Here is a 22,020-nt window from a genome sequence, read left to right as displayed (position 1 = left end):
GGCCCGATCAGATCGCCCCGGTCCAGACCATAGCGGCCAGCAAGGCGCCGCCCACGATCACCACAATCACGGCGATCGAACTGGCAAGGCCAAGTGCCGCGGCGCGCAGTCGCTCCGCCGCGCCCAGCGGCTCGAGATAGTCGCGACAGGTCGCGAAAGCGCCCTCCACCCGGCGGGCATCCAGTTGCCGGGCGATCTTGGGCGCATGCGCTTTGCGCTCGGCATCGACCAGCACGAGCGCCGCCTTGCGCACCTTGCGCGGCAACGCCCGGGCCCGCGAGGCGACCCGCGCCTCGAGCGTCGGCCCCTTCGCCCCCAGCCGCTGCGCCAGAAGCCTCGAGACCTGCCCCACCATCTGATTGATCTTCTCCGGCCCCATCCGGCCCTCTCCCTTACGCCGCGTTCAGCAATACCGCACCGGACGCTATCCGCCGCGCGCGATCAGCGCAACTGCGCGCATGGCCGCAGATTTTTTCGCATCCGCTCTGGAAGCGCCCCGGGAGGCGATCTAGCTTAGGCGCCATGTTGAACACGACCCCCTACACCTCCGACAGCAATCCCGGCGCGCGACCGCTGATCATCGCCCCCGGTCTTTTCGGATCGGCCCGGAACTGGAACGCGATCGCCAAGCGGCTGAGCGCGGACCGCCCCGTCATCGCGCTCGATATGCGCAATCATGGCGACAGCTTCTGGGACGACGATCACAGCTATCAGGCGATGGCCGACGACATCGCCGAGGTGATCGAGGCGAATGGCGGGGTCGCGGATGTGCTGGGCCATTCGATGGGCGGCAAGGCGGCGATGACCCTCGCCCTGACGCAGCCGCAACTCGTCGCGCATCTCATCGTCGCGGATATCGCGCCCGAAAACTACGATCATGGCGACAACCACAGCGCGCTGATCGAGGCGATGCAGGGGATGGATATCAGCGACCTCACCTCTCGCTCCGCCGCGGATGAGCGGCTGGGAGAGCAGGTCTTCGATCCGGGCACCCGTGCCTTCCTGCTGCAATCGCTGGTGCTGCGCGACGGCCCGCCCCGCTGGAAGTTCAACCTTGCCGCACTGAAGGCGAATATGGACGACATCCTCGGCTGGCCCGATGCGCTGGAGGGCAAGCAGTACGACGGCCCCACTCTCTTCCTGTCGGGCGCGGACTCGCATTACGTGCGGCCCGAAATGCACGACCGTATCCGCGGTTTCTTCCCGCAGGCACGTTTCGAGGAAATCGACAATGCGGGGCATTGGCTGCATGCCGAGAAGCCCCGCGAGTTCGAAGCGGACGTGGCGCGCTTCCTCAACTCCGCGAGCTGAGGAAACGCGCCGCTGCGCTCACGCGCCCGGCTTCATCATCCGGCGGATCAGGTGATCGCGCTTGACGTATTGGTGATAAAACGCGGCCGCCACATGCAGCCCGGCCAGCCACAGCAACAGCGTCGTCAGGATCGAGTGCGTCTCTGCCGCCCATCCAAGCTGCCCGTAATAGGCTACGAGCCCCGCAATCGGGATCAGGAATAGCAGCGCGTAGAGCAACCAGTGGATCGTGGCCGCCCCGAAGCGCAGAATGGCGGGATCGTTCTCCGGCGGCTCGGGCGTGCCGTGGCTCGCGCGCAGCGCCAAGCGCCAGATAGCGAGCGCGAGCACCGCGATACCGAGGACGATGTGACCATAGGTCAGCACCCCGGCGCTCGCCGATCCGCTCTCCATAAGGTCGTGGAAGGTGTGACCCATCGCGTCATTGAACAGATACTGGACGATGAGAAGCAGAACGACGGCCCAATGAAGCCATATCTGCGATTTCGAATAACCGGGAGCGTAGGACATGATACCTCTTTGAAATGGCGAAACGAGACGGCGCTTCGCCGAATTAGCGCGGCGAAGGCGCAGTGGTTCCGCGCCGTCACGAAGTTGGGATACCCCCGCGCCCGTGGCTCGCGCAATTGCGATCAGGCGTTTTCTCGGATCGCCTTGGCGATGAACCACGCGATCGGAAGCGCAACGACGAAGCCGATCACCGCGGAGACAATAATCGCGTTGGTCGTGACCATATTCATCGTCAACACAGCGATGATGAGGATACCCGCGAGGGTCGGTCCGGCGAGGGCGTAGATGATACCGAAGAGGCGCATGTCTGATCTCCATTGAGCGGCGCATTTCGCCCGCCAGATTGGCCCCGATCACGTCGATGTGACCTTGATCCGCATCAAGTCGCGTCGCCCATTGCTGCGGCAGGGCGTCGCATCAGCAATCGAGCTGGAAGCGGGCCTCCCCCGTATCGCCGGGCAGCGAGGGCGATCGGTAGAGCCCGCCCGCCGGTCCCGCGACCTTGCAGCCCGACACCTGCTCTGCCGCGCGGATCATCAGCGGCGGCACGCGCCCCCGCTCTGCCCGGCGCAGATAGCCCATACGCACCACCTCCGCCCGGTCTCCCTTGAGGAAGACGACGAACTCGATGCCGTCGAGCGTGACCGTATGCCGCGACGCCCCGAAGAACTGCGGCGCCGGAGACGCGCAGCCCGTGAGAAGGCCAAGAATAAGGAAAAACGGGGCTTTAGACATTGAAAGGCTCCGGGGAGGGACAACCCGGAGCCTTTCAGAGCTTAATTAACAAGAAGTTAACCAGCTCGGGCGGAGTGTGCGGCCCCCGCGAGGGACAAAGCAGGGGCCGCAAGACCGTTCTGACAGGGATCATGCCTGGCGGGGCGGCCAGAACGGGTCATTCCTTTTTATGCGCCGCTCGGTCCAGAGACCTGCGGGAATTCCTAAGACAATCCCGACGATCACGGCGAACGCGAATTCCTGCCATCCGACAAAGCCGAAAGTCAGAGCTGCGATCACCACGACCCCGGTCACGACGAGGGCCGAGAGGGCGGCGAGGAATAAGCGCAGAGGCTTCTTCATTCGGGCTCTCCCTTATGTGTTCGAGGGCAAAACGCCGCTCCTTGCCTCCAGTTCCACGGAACCGTAAATTTTTTCGTACGTTGGCCGGTGATGGCTTAATAGGAGAGCGAAAGAGATGACGAAATCGGTTCAAATGGCGGCAATGACCGTAATCCTTCTGGGCCTCGCGGCCTGCAACACCGTGCAAGGCGCAGGTCAGGACCTGTCCGTTGCAGGCAACACGATCGCGGGCGAGGCGCGTCAGGCGCGCTAAATTCCAAGCCTGATAGCTAAGCGAAAAAGTCAAAGGCCCCAGAGATCTCCGGGGCCTTTTTCTTGCCTCTGACGTCAGGGACGCGCCCGGCTCAGTAATTCACATGAGCGACACGGTCCTTCATCGACTCGCCCGGGTCCGACGAGAGCAGGATCTTCGCGCCTGCGACCAGCGCGTTGCCGCTGTCCCAGATCTCGGCCTGATCCGGATCGAAGCGCAGCAGCACCAGTTTGGGGTCGTCCTTGCCCTCGTACCAGGCGCCGATGAAGGGGTTCCACAGCCGCTCCACGGTCTCGGGGTCGGTATGTTCGGTCAGACGCCCCGTGACGGTCGCGAAAACCTTGTGGCCCTTGTCCGAGAAGGTGAACATCGCCCCCGCACCGGGGGCCAGCCCGTCCATCAATTCCGTGTCGCGCGCGGTGAAGAACCATACCGGGCCGGGCTTCTCCTCGACGATCGCCGTCATCGGGCGCGGCGCTGCCGTCTCGACGCCCGCTCGCGCGAGCATCACGGTGCGATCCGAGTCGAGCGCGTCCCAGAAATCTTTTTCAATCTTGGCTTGGTCGGTCATATCGTTTCCTCCTGAAATAGGTCTGGGAGGAGAACGTGGGCGTGGCGTCGCATGTTCCGGCTTGAAGAAAAGCGCGGCAACCGCCGCGCTTTTCTGAAGATCAGTTAGGTGCAGGTGTTCGGAACACCTTTTGAGACAAGCTCTTGCCAATCAGCGCCAAGCTGCTCGCGCGCCGAAAGAGCGTTGCGCGCCTCAGGCGAACCCTCAGGGATCATGCGCACGACCATGCCCTGAGCGTAATTCGTGTTGAAACCGCTGAAGATATCGCCCTGCATCCCCATGTCCGAGCGGTCACCCATAATGATGAACTTGTCGCCGCCGCGCCGGATCACCTCGATCGCTGCGGCCCGGAATGCAACGTTGCGTGCGCCTGTCGGACCACAAGCCGGGGCGGCATGCGTGTCGATCTTGAACGTATCGCGCGACATTGGCTGCACATCGGTTGTCGCACAGCCCGCAAGGGTCAGCGCGGCAAGGGTAACAATAAGGGAGTATCTATTCATTTCACTGCTTTCTTAATGGCTTAGTGTTTTGTGATACACGATATCTCTCGCCCAAATCGGGCGATGAAACGGCATCAAAGCAGTTGAAATCTGTTATGCGCTCACAACTATGTGAGGAGAGGTGAGGCGACCTAGCGTCACCTCACTCGTCCATCTTCAGCGCCGCGATAAACGCGCTCTGCGGGATTTCGACCTTCCCGAACTGGCGCATCTTCTTCTTACCGGCCTTCTGCTTTTCCAGCAGCTTCTTCTTCCGGCTCGCGTCGCCGCCATAGCATTTCGCGGTCACGTCCTTGCGCATCGCCGACAGCGTCTCGCGCGCGATCACGCGGCCACCGATGGCGGCCTGGATCGGGATCTTGAACATGTGACGCGGGATCAGGTCCTTGAGTTTTTCGCACATCGCGCGGCCGCGGGCTTCGGCGCGGTCGCGGTGGACCATGATCGAGAGCGCATCGACCGGCTCGTCATTGACGAGAATCGACATCTTCACGAGGTAATCCTCGCGATATTCGGTGATCTGGTAGTCGAAGCTGGCGTAGCCCTTGGTGACCGATTTCAGCCGGTCGTAGAAGTCGAACACGACCTCGGCGAGCGGCAGGTCATAGACCACCATCGCGCGGCCACCGACATAGGTCAGGTCCTGCTGGATGCCGCGACGGTCCTGACAGAGCTTGAGCACGTCGCCCAGATATTCGTCCGGCACGAGGATCGTCGCCTTGATGCGCGGCTCCTCGATATGATCGACATAGGTCAGGTCGGGCATGTCGGCGGGGTTGTGAAGCTCGATCACCTCCCCGTCCTTCATGTGGATCTTGAACACGACCGAGGGCGCGGTGGTGATCAGGTCGAGATCGTATTCTCGCTCCAGACGGTCGCGCACCACTTCGAGGTGCAAGAGCCCGAGGAAGCCGCAGCGGAAGCCGAAGCCGAGCGCTGCCGAAGTTTCCATCTCGGCCGAGAAGCTCGCATCGTTCAACTGTAGTTTCTCGATCGCGTCGCGCAGCGCCTCGAAATCGTTCGCATCGACCGGGAAGAGGCCGCAGAACACGACCGGGATCGAAGGCTTGAAGCCCGGAAGCGCCTTGGCGCAGGGCTTCTTCTCATGGGTAATCGTGTCGCCAACCTTCGTGTCGCGCACCTGCTTGATCGAAGCGGTGAAGACGCCGATTTCGCCGGGGCCCAGCTCGTCGATATTGACCATCGCGGGTTTCAGAACGGCGAGACGGTCGAGCTTGTAGGTCGCCCCCGTCTTCATCATCTTGATCTGGTCGCCCTTCTTGATAACGCCATCCATGACGCGGATCAGAACGACGACGCCCAAGTAGGGGTCATACCACGAATCCACCAGCATCGCTTTCAGCGGCGCGTCGCGGTCGCCCTGCGGGGCGGGTAGACGCTGCACGATGGCTTCCAGCACATCCGGGATGCCCAGACCGGTCTTCGCGGAAATCTCGACGGCATCCGAGGCGTCGATCCCGATCACGTCCTCGATCTGCTCCTTCACGCGCTCGGGCTCTGCCGCGGGCAGGTCGATCTTGTTCAGAACCGGGACGATCTCGTGATCCGCGTCGATCGCCTGATAGACGTTGGCGAGCGTCTGCGCCTCGACGCCTTGCGAGGCATCGACGACCAGCAGCGAGCCTTCGACCGCCTGCATCGAGCGCGAGACTTCATAGGCGAAGTCGACGTGGCCGGGGGTGTCGATCAGGTTCAGCACATAGGTTTTGCCGTCCTTGGCGGGATAATCGATCCGCACCGAGTTGGCCTTGATCGTGATGCCGCGCTCACGCTCGATATCCATCGCGTCGAGGAGCTGGTCCTTCATATCGCGTTCGGCCACGGTACCGGTCAGCTGGATCAGCCGGTCGGCGAGCGTGGATTTACCGTGGTCGATATGCGCCACGATGGAGAAATTGCGGATGCGATCAAGATCAGTCATGGGCGCGCGTATACAGGGGAAAAAGCGGGCCGGGAAGAGGGATTGAACGCCATCTGCCATTGACCTCGGCCCGGTCGCGTCCGACATATCCCTGAGACACGAAACACGGGAGACGCAAGATGATCTATTCCGTTCCGAACATGACCTGCGGGCACTGCAAAGCCTCGGTCGAGGCCGCGATCGAAGAGGTCGGCGGCAAGGCCGATGTCTATCTGGAAGATCGCGAGGTCGAGGTGGAAGGGCTGCCCGAATCCACCGTGATCAGCGCTCTGAAAGGCGCAGGCTACGAGGCCACCCCGGTCGAAGAGTGATCTGGAGGGCGGACGCCGTCCAGATGTAGTGGGCCCGTGCCCGCGCAACGCGACGACTAGAAAACGGGTTCCCTCCCCTGCCCCAAACCGGCGGAATCCTGCCTGTTTTGTTGCCCGCTTTTTGAATTTGAGTTAGAATCGCGGACAAATGAGCAGGCAGGATCGGCAAACACATGCCGGCCGCAACGACAAAGGGGCAGTAGATGATTTTCAAGACCACACTCGGACTCTGTGCATTCTCGGGCGCCATGGCGCTTGCTTCGATGGCTTCGGCTGGGCCGATCGACAACGCGTGTCAGAAAGCGGGCCGCGCCAGCAATCCCGGCACCTGCGGCTGCATCCAGCAAGTCGCGGATATGACGCTGAGCCATCGCGACCAGCGCCGCGCCGCCAGCTTCTTCCACGATCCCGACCGCGCGCAGGAAGTGCGCATGTCCGACCGCCAGTCGGATTCGGACTTCTGGGACCGCTACAAGAATTTCGCCGCGACGGCGGAAGGCTTCTGCAAGTAAGCGCTTGATCGGCGGCGCGCGGTCTACTGCCCGCGCCGCTTTTCTTCCTCATCGGCCAGCAGGTCGGCGATCAGTTGATCCGCGCCCGCCTCGATCAGATCGAGGGCTCCATCGAAATTGCGGGTGAAATAGGGATCGGGCACATCGCGCGGCCCCTCCGGCCCGTCGATGAACATCTGCACCTGAGCGCGCATCTCGCGCGGCGCCCCGTCGAGCGCATCGCGCAGGTTATTCTCATCCATCGCCAGGATCACATCGAACCCGTCGTAATCGGCGGGCTGGATCTGACGTGCGCGCAGGCTCCGCATGTCGTAGCCGCGTGCCTCCGCCGCCGCGATCATCGGATCGTAGGGCGGCTCTCCGAGATGCCAGGTGCCGGTGCCTGCACTGTCGAACTCGATATCGAGCCCGGCCGCGGCGGCCTTGTGACGGGTCACCGCTTCGGCGGCGGGCGAGCGGCAGATATTGCCAAGGCAGAGAAAGAGGATACGCATAGGGGAAGTGATAACGGAGGGCGCAGCGATGGCCAAGGTCGTGATTCTGACGGGCGCGGGAATTTCTGCCGAAAGCGGCATCCGCACGTTTCGGGCAAGCGACGGTCTGTGGGAAGAACACCGCATCATGGACGTGGCGACGCCGGAGGGCTTCGCGCGCGACCCCGCGCTGGTGCATCGCTTCTACAATGCGCGCCGGGCAGCAGCGCGCGCGGCTCAGCCGAACCCGGCCCATCTCGCGCTGGCCGAACTGGAGGCCGATCCGGGCCACGAGGTTCTGGTGGTGACGCAGAATGTCGATGATCTGCACGAGCGCGCCGGCTCTCAGAACGTGATCCACATGCATGGCTCGCTCTTCGGCGCGCTGTGTCACGCGTGCGGCCATCGCTGGCCCGCGCCCGAGGCGATGCAGCCGCGTGACACCTGCCCCGAGTGTGGGCGCAAGGCCACGCGGCCCGACATCGTCTGGTTCAACGAGATGCCCTATCAGATGGATCGGATCATCCGCGAACTGGAGACGGCGGATTTGTTCGTCTCGATCGGCACGAGCGGCAATGTCTACCCGGCGGCAGGCTTCGTGCAGGACGCCGCGATGTGCGGGGTGGAGACGCTGGAGCTGAACCTCGACCCCTCGGCGGGCAGCACGATGTTCGACACATCGCGCCAAGGCCCGGCGAGCGTGCTGGTCCCGGAATGGGTGCGCGAGCGGCTGGGGTCGCGGTGAGAGGAACGACAGGGCGTCTGACCGCCCTGCCCTCTCGTCAGTAGCTGTATTCGGCGTAGATCTTGCTCAGATCGCCATTCCACTCGCCGTGATACTTCTCGAGAAGCTCGTCGGCAGGCACGCGGCCCGTCTCGACGCTCTCTTCCAGCGCGTTGAGGAAATGGGTCTCGTCGGGGATCATCCCGCCGGCGCCGGGCCGCGCCCGCGACGCCAGACCGGATTTCGCGATCGCCACCGTCTCGCGTGCGAGGTCGTGCAGCTTCACGCCGTTGAACTCGCCCTGCAGCGCATCGACCGCCGCCGCGCGGCGCAGACCTTCGCGGGTCTCGTGGTCGAAGCCCTTCACCAGATCCCATGCGGCATCCAGCGCGGTCTGGTCGTAAAGCAGACCGACCCACAGCGCGGGCAGCGCGCACAGACGCCGCCACGGCCCGCCATCGGCACCGCGCATCTCGATGAATTTCTTCGCGCGCGCCTCGGGGAAGACGGTCGTCAGGTGATCGGCCCAATCGCTCAGCGTCGGCTTCTCGCCGGGCAGCGCGGGCAGCTCGCCCTTCAGGAAGTCGCGGAAGGACTGCCCCAGCGCGTCGATATATTTCCCGTCGCGATAGACGAAATACATCGGCACATCGAGAACGTAGTTCGCGTAAGCCTCGTAGCCTGCGCCTTCGTCGAACATGAAGGGCAGCATGCCGGTGCGCGCATCGTCGAGGTTCTGCCAGATATGGCTGCGCCACGATTTCATGCCGTTGGGCTTGCCGTCGAGGAAGGGCGAATTGGCGAACAGAGCGGTCGCCACCGGCTGCAGCGCCAGCGCCACGCGCATCTTCTGCACCATGTCGGCTTCCGAACCGAAGTCGAGATTCACCTGCACGGTGCAGGTGCGATACATCATCTGCGTGCCCAGCTCGCCCACGCGGCCCATGTAATCGGTCATCAGCCGATAGCGCCCCTTGGGCATCATGTGCATCTGGTCCTGCGTCCAGATCGGGGCCGCGCCCAGACCGATGAACTTCACACCGATATCGTCGGCGACCGACTGCACTTCGCGCAGATGCTCGTTCACCTCGTCGCAGGTCTGGTGGATCGTCTCGAGCGGCGCGCCCGACAGTTCCAGCTGACCGCCCGGCTCGAGGCTCACATTCGCGCCGTTCAGTTCCAGCCCGATGATCTTGCCCTGCTCTTCCACCGGCTTCCAGCCGAAGCGGTCGCGCAGACCTTCCAGCATCGCCTTGATCGACCGCGGGCCGTCATAGGGCAGCGGCAATTGCTTGTCCGCGCAATAGCCGAATTTTTCATGCTCGGTGCCGATGCGCCAGTCGTCGCGCGGCTTCTCACCTTCGGCCAGATATTCGGCCAGTTGCTCGAAGCGCTCGATCGGGCCACCGCCCTGCTGCGGAATGGACATGTCTTTTCTCGCGTCGCTTTATGGAGCGCCACAGGTGGCGCGGGGGTTGGCTCAAGTCAAGCGTGAAACCTGTTTGCGGGTCCAGAGGCTCTGTGCGGCAGTCTGCTGGTCAAGCGCGCTGGAAATCTTCCCCATATCGATCCCCGGCAGGCTCGCGAAAGCGTCGTAGAGCGCATCCGCCCCCGCCGCATCGAGCGGGATCAGCAGCGCCTCGCCCGAGAGGCTGCGCAGCCGCCAGTATTGTTGGCCCTGCAGCGTCAGCAGTCGGATTTCCGCCAGTTCGCGAAGGGGCAATTCGCCACCCATCCCGAGGGCCGAGACATTGCTGCCCGGCCCCGCGATGGCGCGCGCCCGGCTGGCCGCGAAATAGGAGATACGGCCCTCGTCGATCTCGACCAGACCCGGCGCATTTGTTTCACGCGCGAAGCGCAGCCGCCGCCAGCCGATCAGCGCCCAGCCAAGCCCGAGCGCCACGGCGACCAGTCCCAGCGGCATCAGGATCAATCCGCCGAGCCAGATCAGCCACGCACCGAACGCCACCACGACGCCAGCCGCGATCACCTCGCCCCAGCGCTTGAACCCTTCTGCGACCTCGGGACGGATCACCGCCAGTCTCCCAGCGCCGATTGCCACAATGTGATCGCCGCGCAGACCGCCGTATCGGCGCGCAGGATGCGCGGACCGAGACTGACGGGGGTCACGAATTCGAGACTGCGGAGCAACTCGCGCTCGGCCTCCGAGAACCCGCCTTCGGGCCCGATCAGGATCGCCCAAGGGCCGGGCTGCAGCCCCGCGAGCGTCTCTGCAGGCCCAACCAAAGCCTCATCCGCCCAAAGGATGCGGCGGCTCGGATCCCAGCCATCCAGCAGCTTCTTGAGCCCCAGCAAATCCTCGACCGGCGGCACATAGGTGCCCAGACATTGCTCCGCCGCCTCCTTGGCATGGGCCTGCAAGCGGTCCTGCCGGATGCGCGCGGAATTGGTAAACTCGGTCTGCACCGGCAACACCTTGGCGCAGCCCAGCTCGGTCGCTTTTTCGACGATGAAATCGGTGCGCTCTTTCTTGATCGGCGCGAAGATCAGCCAGAGATCGGGCGGCGCGAGCTGCGGCGCGGCCTGCTCGACACAGGCCAGAATGCCGCGCTTCTTGTGAGCCTCGACGACCTCCGCCGTCCACTCGCCATCGCGCCCGTTGAACAGCGCAACACGGGCGCCCACGGCCAGCCGCATTACCGCAAAGAGGTAATTCGCTTCGTCCTGAGTCAGAGGCACGGCTTGCCCCGCGCCCAGCGGGTGCTCTACACAGAGCCTGATCTTGGCACGTTCCATGAGGCGGACTGTATGAGCGGAAAAACCGAAACGCCAGAGGCGGCAAACGCGAGCACGGGCGAGCCCCCGAACGACGCAAACGGCACGGTCGCGGATGCCTATCGCGGCAACTGGGTCGACCGGCTGGCCCCGGCATGGACGCGGCCCTACCTGCGGCTGAGCCGTGCCGACCGACCGATCGGGACGTGGCTCCTGCTGCTGCCCTGCTACTGGTCGATCGCGCTGGCGGCATCCTCTACGGGCGGCTTCATCTGGTGGGATCTTTGGCTCGCGGTGGGCGCGTCGATAGGGGCCTTCCTGATGCGCGGCGCGGGCTGCACATGGAACGACATCACCGACCGCGACATCGACGCAGGCGTGGCCCGCACCCGCTCGCGGCCGATCCCCTCGGGGCAGGTCTCGACAAAACAGGCGCTGGCCTGGGCGGTGATCCAGTCGCTGATCTCTTTCGCGATCCTGCTGACCTTCAACACGCCCGCAATCATCCTCGGGATCGTGTCGCTCGGTCCGGTCGCGATCTATCCCTTCGCCAAGCGCTTCACCTGGTGGCCTCAGATTTTCCTCGGCATCGCCTTCAACTGGGGCGCGCTGCTTTTGTGGGTCGCGCATACCGGCAGCCTCAGCTGGCCGCCCGTCGTACTCTATTTCGCGGGCATGGCCTGGACGCTGTTCTACGACACGATCTATGCGCATCAGGACAAGGAAGACGATGCGCTCATCGGGGTGAAATCCACCGCGCGGCTCTTTGGGGACGATAGCGCGAAATGGCTCGGCGGCTTCCTGATGACTTCTGTTGCGCTGATGACCATCGCGGTGATGGGTGCGCTGCTGCCCGGCGCGCCGCCGCTGCGCCTCGCGATCTCGCTGCTCGCGCCCTGGGCGATGGGGTGGCACATGCTCTGGCAGATGCGCCAGCTCGATATCGACGAGCCGGACACCTGCCTGAAACTGTTCCGCGCGAACCGCGACACGGGCCTCATCGCTGCGCTGTTTCTCGCCGTTGGCGCAATCGTGTAACGGCGTTTCGATTGATCCCCGCGCCCCTGCGCCTTAAGGAAACGGGATAAAGATTCCCCGGGGGAGGGCCTGAGACCGATGCGCAGCCGCGCCACCTTGTTGACGATCGCCGCCTTTGTCCTCGCACTCGTCGTGTCCGCAGTCATTGCGGGCGGCGCTGCGACCGTTGTCGAGAAATCCACGAAACAAGAAGTACGCGTCGCGATGGAGGCGCAGGGCTACGGCTGGATGCGGATCCATACCGACGGGCTGCAAGTCCTCCTCTCCGGCACCGCCCCGACCGAGGCCGAGCGCTTCCGCGCCGTCTCGGAGGTCGACAAATACGTCGATAGCTCGCGGGTCGTCGACAATACCGACACGCAGATCACCAAGCCGATCACGCCCCCCGCCTTCTCGCTGGAAATGCTGCGCAACGAGAACGGCATCTCGCTGATCGGGCTGGTGCCCGCTTCGGTCGACCGCGATGCGATCGTCGAGAAGCTCTCGAAAGTCGCGGGCGAGGATGGTGTCACCGACATGCTGGAGAGCGCCGACTACCCGGTGCCCGGCGGCTGGGACGAGGCGATGCAATTCGCGATGACGACAATCGAGACGCTGCCGCGCTCTAAGATTTCGGTCACCGCCGGCAAGGTCTCGGTTCAGGCGATCACCGACAGCCCCTCCGAGAAAGGCCGGGTGGAGACCTCGCTCGCACGCCGCCGCCCCACCGATCTCAAGCTCAGCTTCGACATCTCCGCGCCGCGCCCCGTGATCACCCCCTTCACCCTGCGCTTCCTCATCGACGAGGAGGAAGGCCCGCATTTCGACGCCTGCTCCGCCGATAACGAGCGCGCGCGCGACCGCATCCTGACCGCCGCCCGCGCGACAGGCGCGAAAGGCACGCTGACCTGCACCATCGGCATGGGCACCCCGTCGCCCGATTGGTCCAAGGCCGCGCAGATGGCGATCAAGGCGGTCGGCGATCTCGGCGCAGGTTCGGTGACCTTCTCCGATGCCGATATCGTACTCGATGCCCCCTCGACCGTCGATCAGCAGAAGTTCGACGATGTCGTGGGCGAGCTGGAATCGAACCTGCCCGGAGTGTTCTCGCTCAAGGCCAAGCGCGAACCGGCCCCCGATGCGAAAGCCGCCGAGGCCAGCTTCACCGCGACCCGCGATGGCGACGGCCATGTCGAGCTCAAGGGCCGCGTGACCGATGCGCGCGAACGTCAGACCATCGAAAGCTACGCCCGCGCCAAGCTCGGCCATGACAATGTCCATGGCGCGACCCGCGTCGACAAGGAGCTTCCCGCCGGTTGGCCGGTGCGCACGCTGGCCGCGCTCGATGCGCTGTCGGTGCTCCATGACGGCAAGGTCACGGTCACCCGCGACGGTATCTCGGTCAACGGCATCTCAGGCGATCCGCAGGCTTCCGACACGATCTCGCGCATCCTGACGAGCCAGCTCGGCGAAGACGCGCAGATCGACCTGAGCGTGAAATACGACAAGCGCCTCGATGAGCAGCTGGCCCTGCCGACCGGCAAGGAATGCGTCGCGCGCCTCAACGAGACGCTGCAGAAGAAGAAGGTCGATTTCGATCCGGGTTCGGCGCAGGTCGCCTCGGAAAGCCTGGACGCGCTCGACGCTTTGGCGAAATCGATGAAGAACTGCACCGATTTCAAGATGGAAGTCGCCGGTTACACCGACAATCAGGGCCGCGAGGAAATGAACCTGCAGCTCTCGCAACAACGCGCGCAGGCAGTGATCCGCGGGCTTCTGGACCGTGGCGTGCTGATCGGCAATCTCGAAGCGAAAGGCTACGGCGAAGCGCAACCGATCGCCTCGAACGACACCGAGGCAGGCCGCGAGAAGAACCGTCGGATCGAATTCGTCCTGCTGGATGAGGCGCCGGTGGGCGACGATGCGCTGCCCGATGCCACCGCAGATGCGACAGGCGCCGCAGAAGACGGCGAGCCGCATTGGAACGGCGCAGTGACCGACGACGGCGCGCCCGCCACCGAGGACGGTGCGCAAAGCGAAAACGGCGATGGGGACACCGCCGCAGAACCGGGGGAAAAAACCCCGCAAGAAGAAGAAATTCCGGTCGAGACGCCCGGCGATCAAACGCCGCGCCCGCAATCCCGGCCGGAGGACCTGTCGAAGGGCTGAAGGGACGTCATATGAACAGAACCGAATTCATCATCGCCACAGCGATCATCCTTTTCGTGGCTTTCGCTCTCGGCTGGTTCGCGAGCTGGTTGATCCACCGCCTCACCCGCGTGAGCCAGGCCGATATGGGCGAGCTGGAGCAGATGGCGCAGGCGTTGCATGAAGCCGAAGAGACCCGCGATCAGGCGCTCGTCTATGTCGAGCAGCGCGAGGCGGAACTGGCCAATCAGCTCAGCCAGACCGAGGCGGAACTGCGCGCGGCGATGGATGGTCTGCGCGACGCCCGGCACGAGGCCGAGGAACTGCGCGCCTATATCGAGCGCTCGAAAGAGGCCTGAGCCGTCGCACAGCCGCGCTCACCGAGGGCGCGGCGTCGCGGCCACGCCCGGCGAAACTCGGACATCTCGCGCTTTGGCCCGCCTGTCGAAAGTGGTATCGCCCTCTCTGTCCGCCCCGCGCGGCAATCCTGCCAGCCAATAGGTGCGCCATGCTCCAGACCCTTCCCGTGATGCGCGTCCCCACAGGCACGCCCGCATGAGCGCCGACCCGATGCCCCGAGCCGCAGGCCGCGCCCTTCCCGATGCGATCTGGCCCCTGAGCATCGTCGCCTATTTCGTCCTCCAGACCCTCTACCGCACCGCCTTGGGCGGCGCGCTCGGGCTCGACGATGCGCAGATGATCTTCGATGCGCGCAGCTTCGCGTGGGGCTACGGCCCGCAACTGCCGCTCTTCGCATGGCTGCAACATCTGGTCTTCATGGTGACCGGGCAGACGATGTTCGGCCTCGCGCTTTTGAAAAACACCCTGCTCTGCGGCACCGTCCTGACCTGCTACGGGCTGATGCGCACGCGGCTCGATCCGCGGCGGGCATGGGTCGCGACGCTGGGCCTCATGCTGCTGCCGCAGATCGCATGGGAGAGCCAGCGCGCCCTGACCCATTCGGTGCTTGCGACCTTTTCGGCGGCGTTATGCTTCGCGACGATCTGGTGGATCGCGCGCCGCCCCAGCCTCGCGGGCTTCGTGACGCTCGGACTGGTGCTGGGCGTGGGGCTGCTGTCGAAATACAACTTCGTGCTGCTACCGATCTCGACGACCTTTGCGCTGATCGGTTTTCCCGAGTTCCGCGCGTCCTTCCGTGATCGCCGCCTGTTTCTGTCGCTGCTGATCGCCGCCGCAATCGCGCTGCCGCCCTATGTCTGGATCCTGAACCATCCCGAGATCGCCTTCGCCTCGGCAAAGAAATTCGACGCCGCCGAAGACGTCTCACTGGGCGCGCGACTTGTCGGTCCGGTTCTTGCAACCGGTCAGGGTGTTCTGAATTTCCTCGCTTTGCCGCTGCTGGTCGGCGGGCTGCTCTACTGGCGCTACCGGGAGAGAAAACCCGAAGCGCCGCAACCGCTGCTGCGGCTGATGCTGTGGGTGATGGTGATCGGCCTCGTGCTACTGCTGATCGGCGCGCTTGCGGTCGGGGCGGGGCAGATCAAGGATCGCTGGCTGCAACCGCTGCTGTTCCTCGCAGGCCCCGCGGTTGGCCTTTGGCTTCTGCCCCGGCTCAGCGCGACCGGGCTGCGGCGGCTGCAGCAGGTCTACGCGGTGCTGCTCGTGCTGGTGATGATCGCGCTGCCGATCCATTTCTTCCAGGGCAAGAGCCGCAATGCCGCCCCTTTCGAGACGTTGGTGCCGCAGCTGGTGGCCGCCGTTGGCGCGGATGCGACCCTGATCGCGCCGCAATGGGAAGGCGCGAATATCCTCTATCGCGCGCCCCGGATGACGGTTCTGAATGCCAGTTCGGACTTTACGAAACCTCTGCCCGACGGCCCGGCCTTCGTGATCTGGGACGGCACGAATGCGGCAACCGGCGCGGGCCTTCTGCGCGCGACTTATCCGGATCATCCCGACTGGACGACCGGAGAGGTGCAGCAGCTCGCGGCGCCCTACCCCTTCGCAGACGGGAAAAACTTCACCCTCTCCTTCGCGCCGGTCGTGAAGCCCGGCGATCAGCCTCGCTGAGGGGCGCGGATTTGCGGCAGGGCCGCTTTCACCAGCGGGTGCAGGTCCAGCTTGTCGGCCGCCGCGAGGAACGTGTCGCGCATCGTGGGCGCCCAGTTGGCATTGATGTGATCGGCCACGGCATGCGCCTGATCGCCGGGCTGGCTCTCGAAGAACTGTGCGATCTGATTGGCCATCCCGGCGAGTTTCTCAGGCTTCATGCGGTGGCCTCCTGCGGCGCGGTGTAAAGCGCGAGGCCCCGGCCTGCGCGCGCGATAACGGTAAGGCCCGCGTCCCGTGCCTCGCTCACCGCAAGCGCGGTCGGGGCGGACGGGCCGACGATCACCGAGATACGTAGCATCACGACCTTCTGGATCAGATCGACCGAGAGCCGCGAGGTCATTACGAGCGCGCCGCTCGCCGGGTCTATCCCGCCCCGGATCAGCGCCCCGATCAGCTTGTCGAGCGCGTTGTGCCGCCCGACATCCTCGCGCGTCAGCACGATCCCCTTGCCCGGCTGCCAGAAGCTCGACGCATGGGCGGCGCGGGTTTCGTCCTGCAGCGGCTGGTGGTCGCGCAGGGTTTCGAGCGCCTCAGTGGCCTGCTCGGGCGTCATCGTGAAACGCGGCGGACGCACCGGGGACAGCTTGCGCCGCGCCTCTTCCAACTGCTCGATGCCACACAGCCCGCAACCCACCGGGCCCATCGTGGCGCGGCGGCGTTCGGCAAAGCGTGCGCCCGCGGGTGCTGCCAGCCAGTTGCGCGCCTCGATCCCGGCCTCGGTCACTTCCAGCTCCTGCCGGGTAATCTCGGACGCGTCCGCGATCAGCCCTTCGGACAGCGCGAAGCCCAGTGCGAAATCCTCCAGATCGGCGGGACTGGCCATCATCACCGCCTGCGTCACTCCGTCGAAAGACAGCGCCACCGGCACTTCCTCGGCCAGCCGCTGCACCGCGCCGCTGGGCATTTCCCAATCGGTTGCCGTCATTCAGCAGCCTCGACGCGGCGAGTCAGCTTGGTCTGTGCCGTATAAAGCTCCTGCCAGTCCGAGGGCCCGTTCGACAGCCCCACCTGCACCGCCGTCACCTTGTATTCCGGGCAGTTCGTCGCCCAGTCGGAATTGTCGGTGGTCACGACGTTCGCCTGCGTATCGGGGTGGTGGAAGGTCGTGTAGACGACGCCGGGCGAGACCCGATCGGTGATCGTCGCGCGCAGGGACGTCTCGCCCGCGCGGCTCGCCAGACGCACCCAATCACCGTCGCGGATGCCGCGGGTCTCGGCGTCATGCGGGTGGATTTCCAGCCGGTCCTCGGCATGCCAGACGGAGTTCTCGGTCCGACGCGTCTGCGCGCCCACGTTATACTGGCTGAGGATCCGCCCCGTCGTCAGCAGCAGCGGGAAGCGCGGTCCGGTGCGCTCCTCGGTCGCGACATAGGCCGTGCGGATGAACCGCCCCGCGCCGCGCACGAAGCCGTCCTCATGCATCACCGGCGAGCCTTGCGGGTGCGCATCGTTGCAGGGCCACTGCACCGACCCCACGCGATCGATCAAATCATAGGTGACGCCTGCAAAGGCGGGTGTCGTACGCGCGATCTCGTCCATGATCTCGGAGGGGTGGGTATAGCTCCACCCTGCGCCCAGCGCATTGGACAGCGCCTGCGTCGCCTCCCAATCGGCCAGCCCCGCCTTCGGTGCCATGACCTTGCGCACCGGATTGATGCGGCGCTCGGCATTGGTGAAGGTCCCATCCTTCTCGAGGAAGGTCGAGCCCGGCAGGAAGACATGGGCGTAGCGCGCGGTCTCGTTCAGGAAGAGATCATGCACGATTACGCAGTCCATCGCCGCGAGGCCCGCGGCCACGTGATGGGTATCGGGATCGGATTGCAGGATGTCTTCGCCCTGAATGTAGATCGCCTTGAAATCCCCCGCGACGGCGGCGTCGAGCATGTTGGGGATGCGCAGCCCTGGCTCGGGATCGAGCGTGACACCCCATTCCACCTCGAACCCGTGGCGCGCGGTATCGTCCGAGACATGGCGATAACCCGGCAGTTCATGCGGGAATGACCCCATGTCACAGGAGCCCTGCACGTTGTTCTGCCCGCGCAGCGGGTTCACGCCCACACCGGGCCGCCCGATATTGCCGGTCATCATCGCGAGGTTGGCGATCGCGATCACGGTGGTCGAGCCTTGGCTATGCTCAGTCACGCCCAGCCCGTAATAAATCGCCCCGTTGGGCGCCGCCGCATAGGTGCGCGCGGCTTGGCGCAGCGCTTCGGCCGGAACGCCGGTCAGCTCTTCGACGGCTTCCGGCGAGTGGGCCGGATCGGCGGCGAATTCGGCATAGTCCGTCCATTCGTCCCAATCGCAGCGCTCGCGGATGAAGGCCTCGTCGAACAGCCCTTCCGTCACGATCACATGGGCCATCGCGGTCAGCACCGCGACATTGGTGCCCGGACGCAGCGGCAGGTGATGCCCCTCGCCCATATGCGGGGTTTCCAGCAGGTCGATCCGGCGCGGGTCGACCACGATCAGCTTCGCCCCCTGCCGCAGCCGCTTGCGAAGACGCGAGCCGAAGACCGGGTGGCCGTCGGTTGGGTTGGCCCCGATCACCACGGCGCAATCCACCTGCTCGACGCTGTCGAAATCCTGCGTGCCCGCAGAGGTCCCGAAGGTCTGCTTCAGCCCGTAGCCGGTGGGCGAATGGCAGACCCGCGCGCAGGTATCGGTGTTGTTCGTCCCCATCACGGCGCGGGCGAGTTTCTGCACGAGGAAGGTTTCCTCATTGGTGCAGCGCGAGGAGGTGATGACACCGACGGAATCCTTGCCGTGTTTGGCCTGTGCGCGCTTGATGCCGTTCGCGGCAAACTCCAGCGCCTCTTCCCAAGACACTTCGCGCCACGCATCGGTGATGCTGTCGCGGATCATCGGGTTCAGGATGCGGTCGCCGTGGTTGGCATAGCCCCAGGCGAAGCGGCCTTTCACACAGCTATGGCCGCGGTTCGCCTTGCCCTCTTTCCACGGGACCATGCGCACCAGTTGGTCGCCGCGCATCTGGGCTTCAAACGAACAACCCACGCCGCAATAGGCGCAGGTGGTGACCACCGAACGCTCCGGCACGCCGATCTCGTCGACGGTCTTTTCCTGCAGGGTCGCAGTCGGGCAGGCCTGGACGCAGGCGCCGCAGCTGACGCAATCGGAGTTCAGGAAATCCTCCGTCCCGGTCGAGATGCGGGCGTCGAAGCCGCGCCCGTCCACGGTCAGCGCGAAAGTGCCCTGCACCTCTTCGCAGGCGCGCACGCAGCGCATGCAGACGATGCATTTCGACGGGTCGTAGAAGAAATACGGATTGGAATCGTCGCGCGGGATATAGAGCGGATTGGCCCCCTCCGCCGCGCGCGTCTCGACATGGTTCTCGCCCGGCGCATAGCGCACGTCGCGCAAGCCAACGGCCCCCGCCATATCCTGCAATTCGCAATCGCCATTCGCCGCGCAGGTCAGACAGTCCAGCGGGTGATCGGAGATATAGAGTTCCATCACGCCGCGCCGCAGCCGCGCAAGCTGATCGGTCTGGGTCTTCACGACCATGCCCTCGCGCACGGGCGTCGTGCAGGACGCGGGCGTGCCGCGCATCCCTTCGATCTCGACCACACAGAGCCGGCACGAGCCGTAAGCTTCCAGCATATCGGTCGCACACAGTTTCGGCACGGTGATCCCGGCCTCGGCGGCGGCGCGCATCACGGAGGTGCCCTCAGGCACGCTCACATCCATGCCGTCGATCACCAGCGTCACAGGCGGGCCCGATTTCGCAGGCGTGCCCATATCGGAGAGTTTCGGCCCGTGCACTCCGTCGGGGATGATGAAATCCTTCATTCCGCAGCCTCCTGTGAGAGCGAGAATTCTTGCGGGAAAAGCCGGATCGCCGAGCGCACCGGGTAGGGCGTGAAGCCCCCCATCGCGCAGAGCGAGCCCTTCTCCATCACTTCGCATAGCTCATGCAGCAGCTCGATCGCCGCCGGGTCGCCCGCCGCCACGCGGTCGAGCGTCTCGATGCCGCGCACCGCGCCGATCCGGCAGGGCGTGCATTTCCCGCAGCTCTCGATGGCGCAGAACTCCATCGCGTAGCGGGCGAGCGCGAGCATGTCGGCGCTGTCGTCATGCACCACGAAGCCGGCATGACCCACCAGCCCGCCTTGATCGGCGAAGGCCTCGTAGCAGACCGGCAGATCGAAATCGTCGGGCCCGTGATAGGCGCCCAGCGGCCCGCCGACCTGTACCGCCTTGAACGGACGCCCCGACGCCGTGCCGCCGCCGATCTCATTGACCAGCGTGCCAAGCGACATCCCGAAGCCGGTCTCGAACAGCCCGCCATGTTTGACATTGCCCGCGATCTGGATCGGGATCGTCCCGCGCGAGCGGCCCAGCCCGAACTCGGCATAGGCTGCGCCACCGTGGATCAGAATCCACGGCACGGCGGCCAGCGAAAGCACGTTATTGACCACGGTCGGCCTGCCGAACGCGCCTTCCAGTGCGGGCAGCGGCGGCTTGGCGCGGACCATGCCGCGCTTGCCTTCGAGCGAATTGAGAAGCGACGTTTCCTCGCCGCAGATATAGGCGCCCGCGCCGACGCGAACCTCCAGATCGAAGGCCGGTCCCTGCCCCATCAGGCTGTCGCCGATGATCCCCGCAGCGCGCGCCGCCTTGATCGCCGCATTCAACGTACGGATCGCGTGCGGATATTCCGAGCGCACATAGATGAAGCCCTTGGTCGCACCGACTGCGAGCCCGGCGATCGCCATACCCTCGATCAGACAGTAGGGATCGCCCTCCATCAGCATCCGGTCCGCGAAAGAGCCGCTATCGCCCTCATCCGCATTGCAGACGATGTATTTTTGCGGCGCCTCGGCTCCGGCGACGGTCTTCCACTTGATACCCGTCGGGAAGCCCGCACCGCCACGACCACGCAGACCGGAGGTCGTGACCTCTTCGATGGTCTGCGCGCCGCCCAGTTCCAGCGCGCGTTTGAGACCCTGCCAGCCCTCATCCGCCTCGTAATCAGCCAGCGAAAGCGGATCGGTGCGCCCGCAACGCGCGAAGGTCAGGCGGGTCTGTTGCGCGAAGAAGGGGATTTCCTCGACCGGGCCCAGTGCCTTCGGGTGTTCGCCGTCCTCGAACAGCGCGGGCACGTCATCGGGCGTCATCGGGCCGAAGCCGTGGCGCACACCGTCGCGCTCGATCTCGACCAGAGGCTCCAGCCAGATCATCCCGCGCGTGCCGTTGCGGATGATCTCAATCGTCTCGCCGCGCAGGCCAGCCGCCGACGCAATTGCGGCAGCGACCTCATCGGCCCCACAGGCTACGGCAGCGGCATCGCAGGGAACCCAGATCTTCATGCCGAGACCTCCGCGACCAGAGCCTCGATCCGTTCGGCACTTGCACGACCGACCAGCTGATCGCCCACCATCGCGGCAGGCGCACAGGCGCAGAGCCCGAGGCAATAGACCGCCTCAAGGGTGACGTCGCCCTTCGTTTCCCCGACTTTCATGCCCAGCGCATGCTCCAGCCGCGCGATCATCTCCGTCCCGCCCATCGACTGGCAGGCCTCGGCGCGGCACAGCTTGATCACATGCTTGCCCGCGGGCGCATCGCGGAAGTCGTGATAAAAGGAGACGACGCCCGCCACCTCCGCCCGGCTCAGCCGCAGCGCATCGGCAATCGGCTGGTAGCAATCGGCGGGCACGCAGCCGTAAGCGGCCTGCACATCATGAAGAATGGGCAGCAGCGCACCTTCGCGCCCCGCATGATCCGCCAGAATCGCGGCGAGCCTGTCGTCTTCGGTCATATCCATCCTCCCGGCCCCGATGATGGGGCGAGCATGCCCCGGCCAGCAAGTCACGACTGGTTCAATCGCGAACAGGCGCGGAC

Annotated in this window: 26 protein-coding genes; 9 read left to right on the top strand and 17 right to left on the bottom strand. The window is 65.0% G+C overall.

All coding sequences use genetic code 11. The features are described from left to right. Window positions 1–7 precede the first annotated feature (7 nt). Window positions 8–379, bottom strand: coding sequence for a hypothetical protein (locus tag F8R15_RS03175; protein ID WP_078522501.1), 372 nt, complete (start codon window positions 377–379; stop codon window positions 8–10). A 143-nt stretch (window positions 380–522) separates the two neighbouring features. Here F8R15_RS03175 and F8R15_RS03170 point away from each other — a divergent pair, with 143 nt between their 5' ends. After that, the gene (locus F8R15_RS03170) at window positions 523–1,311 is read left to right on the top strand and encodes an alpha/beta fold hydrolase (protein WP_152843507.1); all 789 of its coding nucleotides are present in this window, start codon (window positions 523–525) and stop codon (window positions 1,309–1,311) included. A gap of 18 nt (window positions 1,312–1,329) precedes the next feature. On the opposite strand, the gene F8R15_RS03165 is transcribed toward F8R15_RS03170, so the two are convergent. The 4 genes from F8R15_RS03165 to F8R15_RS03150 form a co-directional block, all read right to left on the bottom strand. Beyond that, complete coding sequence (locus F8R15_RS03165; RefSeq protein WP_152843505.1) at window positions 1,330–1,821, bottom strand: cytochrome b; 492 nt, start codon at window positions 1,819–1,821, stop codon at window positions 1,330–1,332. Between the two features lie 122 nt (window positions 1,822–1,943). Continuing rightward, entirely contained in the window at window positions 1,944–2,126 is a 183-nt protein-coding gene (locus F8R15_RS03160; protein WP_152843503.1) for a hypothetical protein, read from the bottom strand. Window positions 2,127–2,238: 112 nt separating this feature from the next. Then, window positions 2,239–2,556 (bottom strand): hypothetical protein, encoded by a 318-nt coding sequence (locus F8R15_RS03155; RefSeq protein ID WP_152843500.1) that lies wholly within the window; start codon window positions 2,554–2,556, stop codon window positions 2,239–2,241. A 129-nt stretch (window positions 2,557–2,685) separates the two neighbouring features. Next, window positions 2,686–2,898 (bottom strand): hypothetical protein, encoded by a 213-nt coding sequence (locus F8R15_RS03150; protein ID WP_078549035.1) that lies wholly within the window; start codon window positions 2,896–2,898, stop codon window positions 2,686–2,688. 115 nt (window positions 2,899–3,013) lie between these two features. Between F8R15_RS03150 and F8R15_RS03145 the strand changes: the two genes are divergently transcribed. After that, on the top strand, window positions 3,014–3,151 hold the full coding sequence (locus F8R15_RS03145) for an entericidin A/B family lipoprotein (RefSeq protein ID WP_108722389.1): 138 nt from the start codon (window positions 3,014–3,016) through the stop codon (window positions 3,149–3,151). 91 nt (window positions 3,152–3,242) lie between these two features. On the opposite strand, the gene F8R15_RS03140 is transcribed toward F8R15_RS03145, so the two are convergent. The 3 genes from F8R15_RS03140 to lepA all read right to left on the bottom strand — a co-directional run bounded on the left by F8R15_RS03140 (window position 3,243) and on the right by lepA (window position 6,167). Beyond that, the gene (locus F8R15_RS03140) at window positions 3,243–3,722 is read right to left on the bottom strand and encodes a pyridoxamine 5'-phosphate oxidase family protein (protein WP_078604839.1); all 480 of its coding nucleotides are present in this window, start codon (window positions 3,720–3,722) and stop codon (window positions 3,243–3,245) included. Between the two features lie 104 nt (window positions 3,723–3,826). Then, a complete protein-coding gene (locus F8R15_RS03135; protein ID WP_078522494.1) occupies window positions 3,827–4,225 on the bottom strand; it encodes a hypothetical protein in 399 nt (132 codons plus the stop codon). Between the two features lie 142 nt (window positions 4,226–4,367). Further along, the gene (gene lepA / locus F8R15_RS03130) at window positions 4,368–6,167 is read right to left on the bottom strand and encodes a translation elongation factor 4 (protein ID WP_078522493.1); all 1,800 of its coding nucleotides are present in this window, start codon (window positions 6,165–6,167) and stop codon (window positions 4,368–4,370) included. Between the two features lie 119 nt (window positions 6,168–6,286). Here lepA and F8R15_RS03125 point away from each other — a divergent pair, with 119 nt between their 5' ends. Beyond that, entirely contained in the window at window positions 6,287–6,478 is a 192-nt protein-coding gene (locus F8R15_RS03125; protein WP_075773932.1) for a heavy-metal-associated domain-containing protein, read from the top strand. A gap of 203 nt (window positions 6,479–6,681) precedes the next feature. Beyond that, entirely contained in the window at window positions 6,682–6,990 is a 309-nt protein-coding gene (locus F8R15_RS03120; protein ID WP_078522492.1) for a hypothetical protein, read from the top strand. A gap of 23 nt (window positions 6,991–7,013) precedes the next feature. On the opposite strand, the gene F8R15_RS03115 is transcribed toward F8R15_RS03120, so the two are convergent. After that, window positions 7,014–7,484: a low molecular weight protein-tyrosine-phosphatase gene (locus F8R15_RS03115; RefSeq protein ID WP_078542237.1), complete on the bottom strand. Its 471-nt coding sequence runs from the start codon at window positions 7,482–7,484 to the stop codon at window positions 7,014–7,016. Between the two features lie 28 nt (window positions 7,485–7,512). Between F8R15_RS03115 and F8R15_RS03110 the strand changes: the two genes are divergently transcribed. Then, a complete protein-coding gene (locus F8R15_RS03110; RefSeq protein ID WP_152843498.1) occupies window positions 7,513–8,208 on the top strand; it encodes an NAD-dependent deacylase in 696 nt (231 codons plus the stop codon). A 37-nt stretch (window positions 8,209–8,245) separates the two neighbouring features. Here the strand turns inward: F8R15_RS03110 and F8R15_RS03105 are convergent, their stop codons facing one another. Genes F8R15_RS03105 through F8R15_RS03095 form a run of 3 tightly spaced genes read right to left on the bottom strand, consistent with a single transcriptional unit; the run spans window position 8,246 to window position 10,944 of the window. Continuing rightward, the gene (locus tag F8R15_RS03105) at window positions 8,246–9,616 is read right to left on the bottom strand and encodes a glutamate--cysteine ligase (RefSeq protein WP_152843496.1); all 1,371 of its coding nucleotides are present in this window, start codon (window positions 9,614–9,616) and stop codon (window positions 8,246–8,248) included. A gap of 51 nt (window positions 9,617–9,667) precedes the next feature. Then, window positions 9,668–10,222 carry a hypothetical protein gene (locus F8R15_RS03100; protein WP_368730993.1) on the bottom strand — a complete coding sequence of 185 codons (555 nt, stop codon included), beginning with the start codon at window positions 10,220–10,222 and terminating at the stop codon, window positions 9,668–9,670. Further along, window positions 10,219–10,944, bottom strand: coding sequence for a 16S rRNA (uracil(1498)-N(3))-methyltransferase (locus F8R15_RS03095; RefSeq protein WP_152843494.1), 726 nt, complete (start codon window positions 10,942–10,944; stop codon window positions 10,219–10,221). Before F8R15_RS03095 ends, F8R15_RS03100 begins: the two co-directional genes overlap by 4 nt. A 12-nt stretch (window positions 10,945–10,956) precedes the next feature. On the opposite strand from F8R15_RS03095, the gene ubiA reads away from it, so the two are divergent. The 4 genes from ubiA (at window position 10,957) to F8R15_RS03075 (ending at window position 16,119) form a co-directional block, all read left to right on the top strand. Beyond that, complete coding sequence (gene ubiA, locus F8R15_RS03090; RefSeq protein WP_152843492.1) at window positions 10,957–11,961, top strand: 4-hydroxybenzoate octaprenyltransferase; 1,005 nt, start codon at window positions 10,957–10,959, stop codon at window positions 11,959–11,961. A gap of 78 nt (window positions 11,962–12,039) precedes the next feature. After that, window positions 12,040–14,109, top strand: a complete 2,070-nt coding sequence (locus F8R15_RS03085) for an OmpA family protein (protein WP_152843490.1) — start codon at window positions 12,040–12,042, stop codon at window positions 14,107–14,109. Window positions 14,110–14,120: 11 nt separating this feature from the next. Continuing rightward, window positions 14,121–14,447, top strand: coding sequence for a hypothetical protein (locus F8R15_RS03080; RefSeq protein WP_078522484.1), 327 nt, complete (start codon window positions 14,121–14,123; stop codon window positions 14,445–14,447). Between the two features lie 196 nt (window positions 14,448–14,643). Then, entirely contained in the window at window positions 14,644–16,119 is a 1,476-nt protein-coding gene (locus F8R15_RS03075) for a glycosyltransferase family 39 protein (RefSeq protein WP_152843488.1), read from the top strand. Here F8R15_RS03075 and F8R15_RS03070 read toward each other — a convergent pair. Genes F8R15_RS03070 through F8R15_RS03050 form a run of 5 tightly spaced genes read right to left on the bottom strand, consistent with a single transcriptional unit; the run spans window position 16,107 to window position 21,937 of the window. Further along, window positions 16,107–16,319, bottom strand: coding sequence for a formate dehydrogenase subunit delta (locus F8R15_RS03070; RefSeq protein ID WP_152843486.1), 213 nt, complete (start codon window positions 16,317–16,319; stop codon window positions 16,107–16,109). The two genes, F8R15_RS03075 and F8R15_RS03070, sit on opposite strands and share 13 nt — an antisense overlap. Next, window positions 16,316–17,086, bottom strand: coding sequence for a formate dehydrogenase accessory sulfurtransferase FdhD (fdhD, locus tag F8R15_RS03065; RefSeq protein ID WP_152843484.1), 771 nt, complete (start codon window positions 17,084–17,086; stop codon window positions 16,316–16,318). The genes F8R15_RS03070 and fdhD overlap by 4 nt, the downstream gene beginning before the upstream one ends. After that, window positions 17,083–19,968, bottom strand: coding sequence for a formate dehydrogenase subunit alpha (gene fdhF / locus F8R15_RS03060; RefSeq protein ID WP_152843481.1), 2,886 nt, complete (start codon window positions 19,966–19,968; stop codon window positions 17,083–17,085). The genes fdhD and fdhF overlap by 4 nt, the downstream gene beginning before the upstream one ends. Beyond that, the gene (locus F8R15_RS03055; RefSeq protein ID WP_152843479.1) at window positions 19,965–21,488 is read right to left on the bottom strand and encodes an NADH-quinone oxidoreductase subunit NuoF; all 1,524 of its coding nucleotides are present in this window, start codon (window positions 21,486–21,488) and stop codon (window positions 19,965–19,967) included. Before F8R15_RS03055 ends, fdhF begins: the two co-directional genes overlap by 4 nt. Next, the gene (locus F8R15_RS03050; RefSeq protein WP_152843478.1) at window positions 21,485–21,937 is read right to left on the bottom strand and encodes a formate dehydrogenase subunit gamma; all 453 of its coding nucleotides are present in this window, start codon (window positions 21,935–21,937) and stop codon (window positions 21,485–21,487) included. Before F8R15_RS03050 ends, F8R15_RS03055 begins: the two co-directional genes overlap by 4 nt. Between the last annotated feature and the right edge of the window lie 83 nt (window positions 21,938–22,020).

Source organism: Thioclava sp. JE_KL1 (assembly GCF_009296265.1).
Classification (GTDB): Bacteria; Pseudomonadota; Alphaproteobacteria; order Rhodobacterales; family Rhodobacteraceae; genus Thioclava.
Note: the sequence above shows the minus strand (reverse complement) of the source record. Positions and strands in the feature narration are given on the sequence as shown.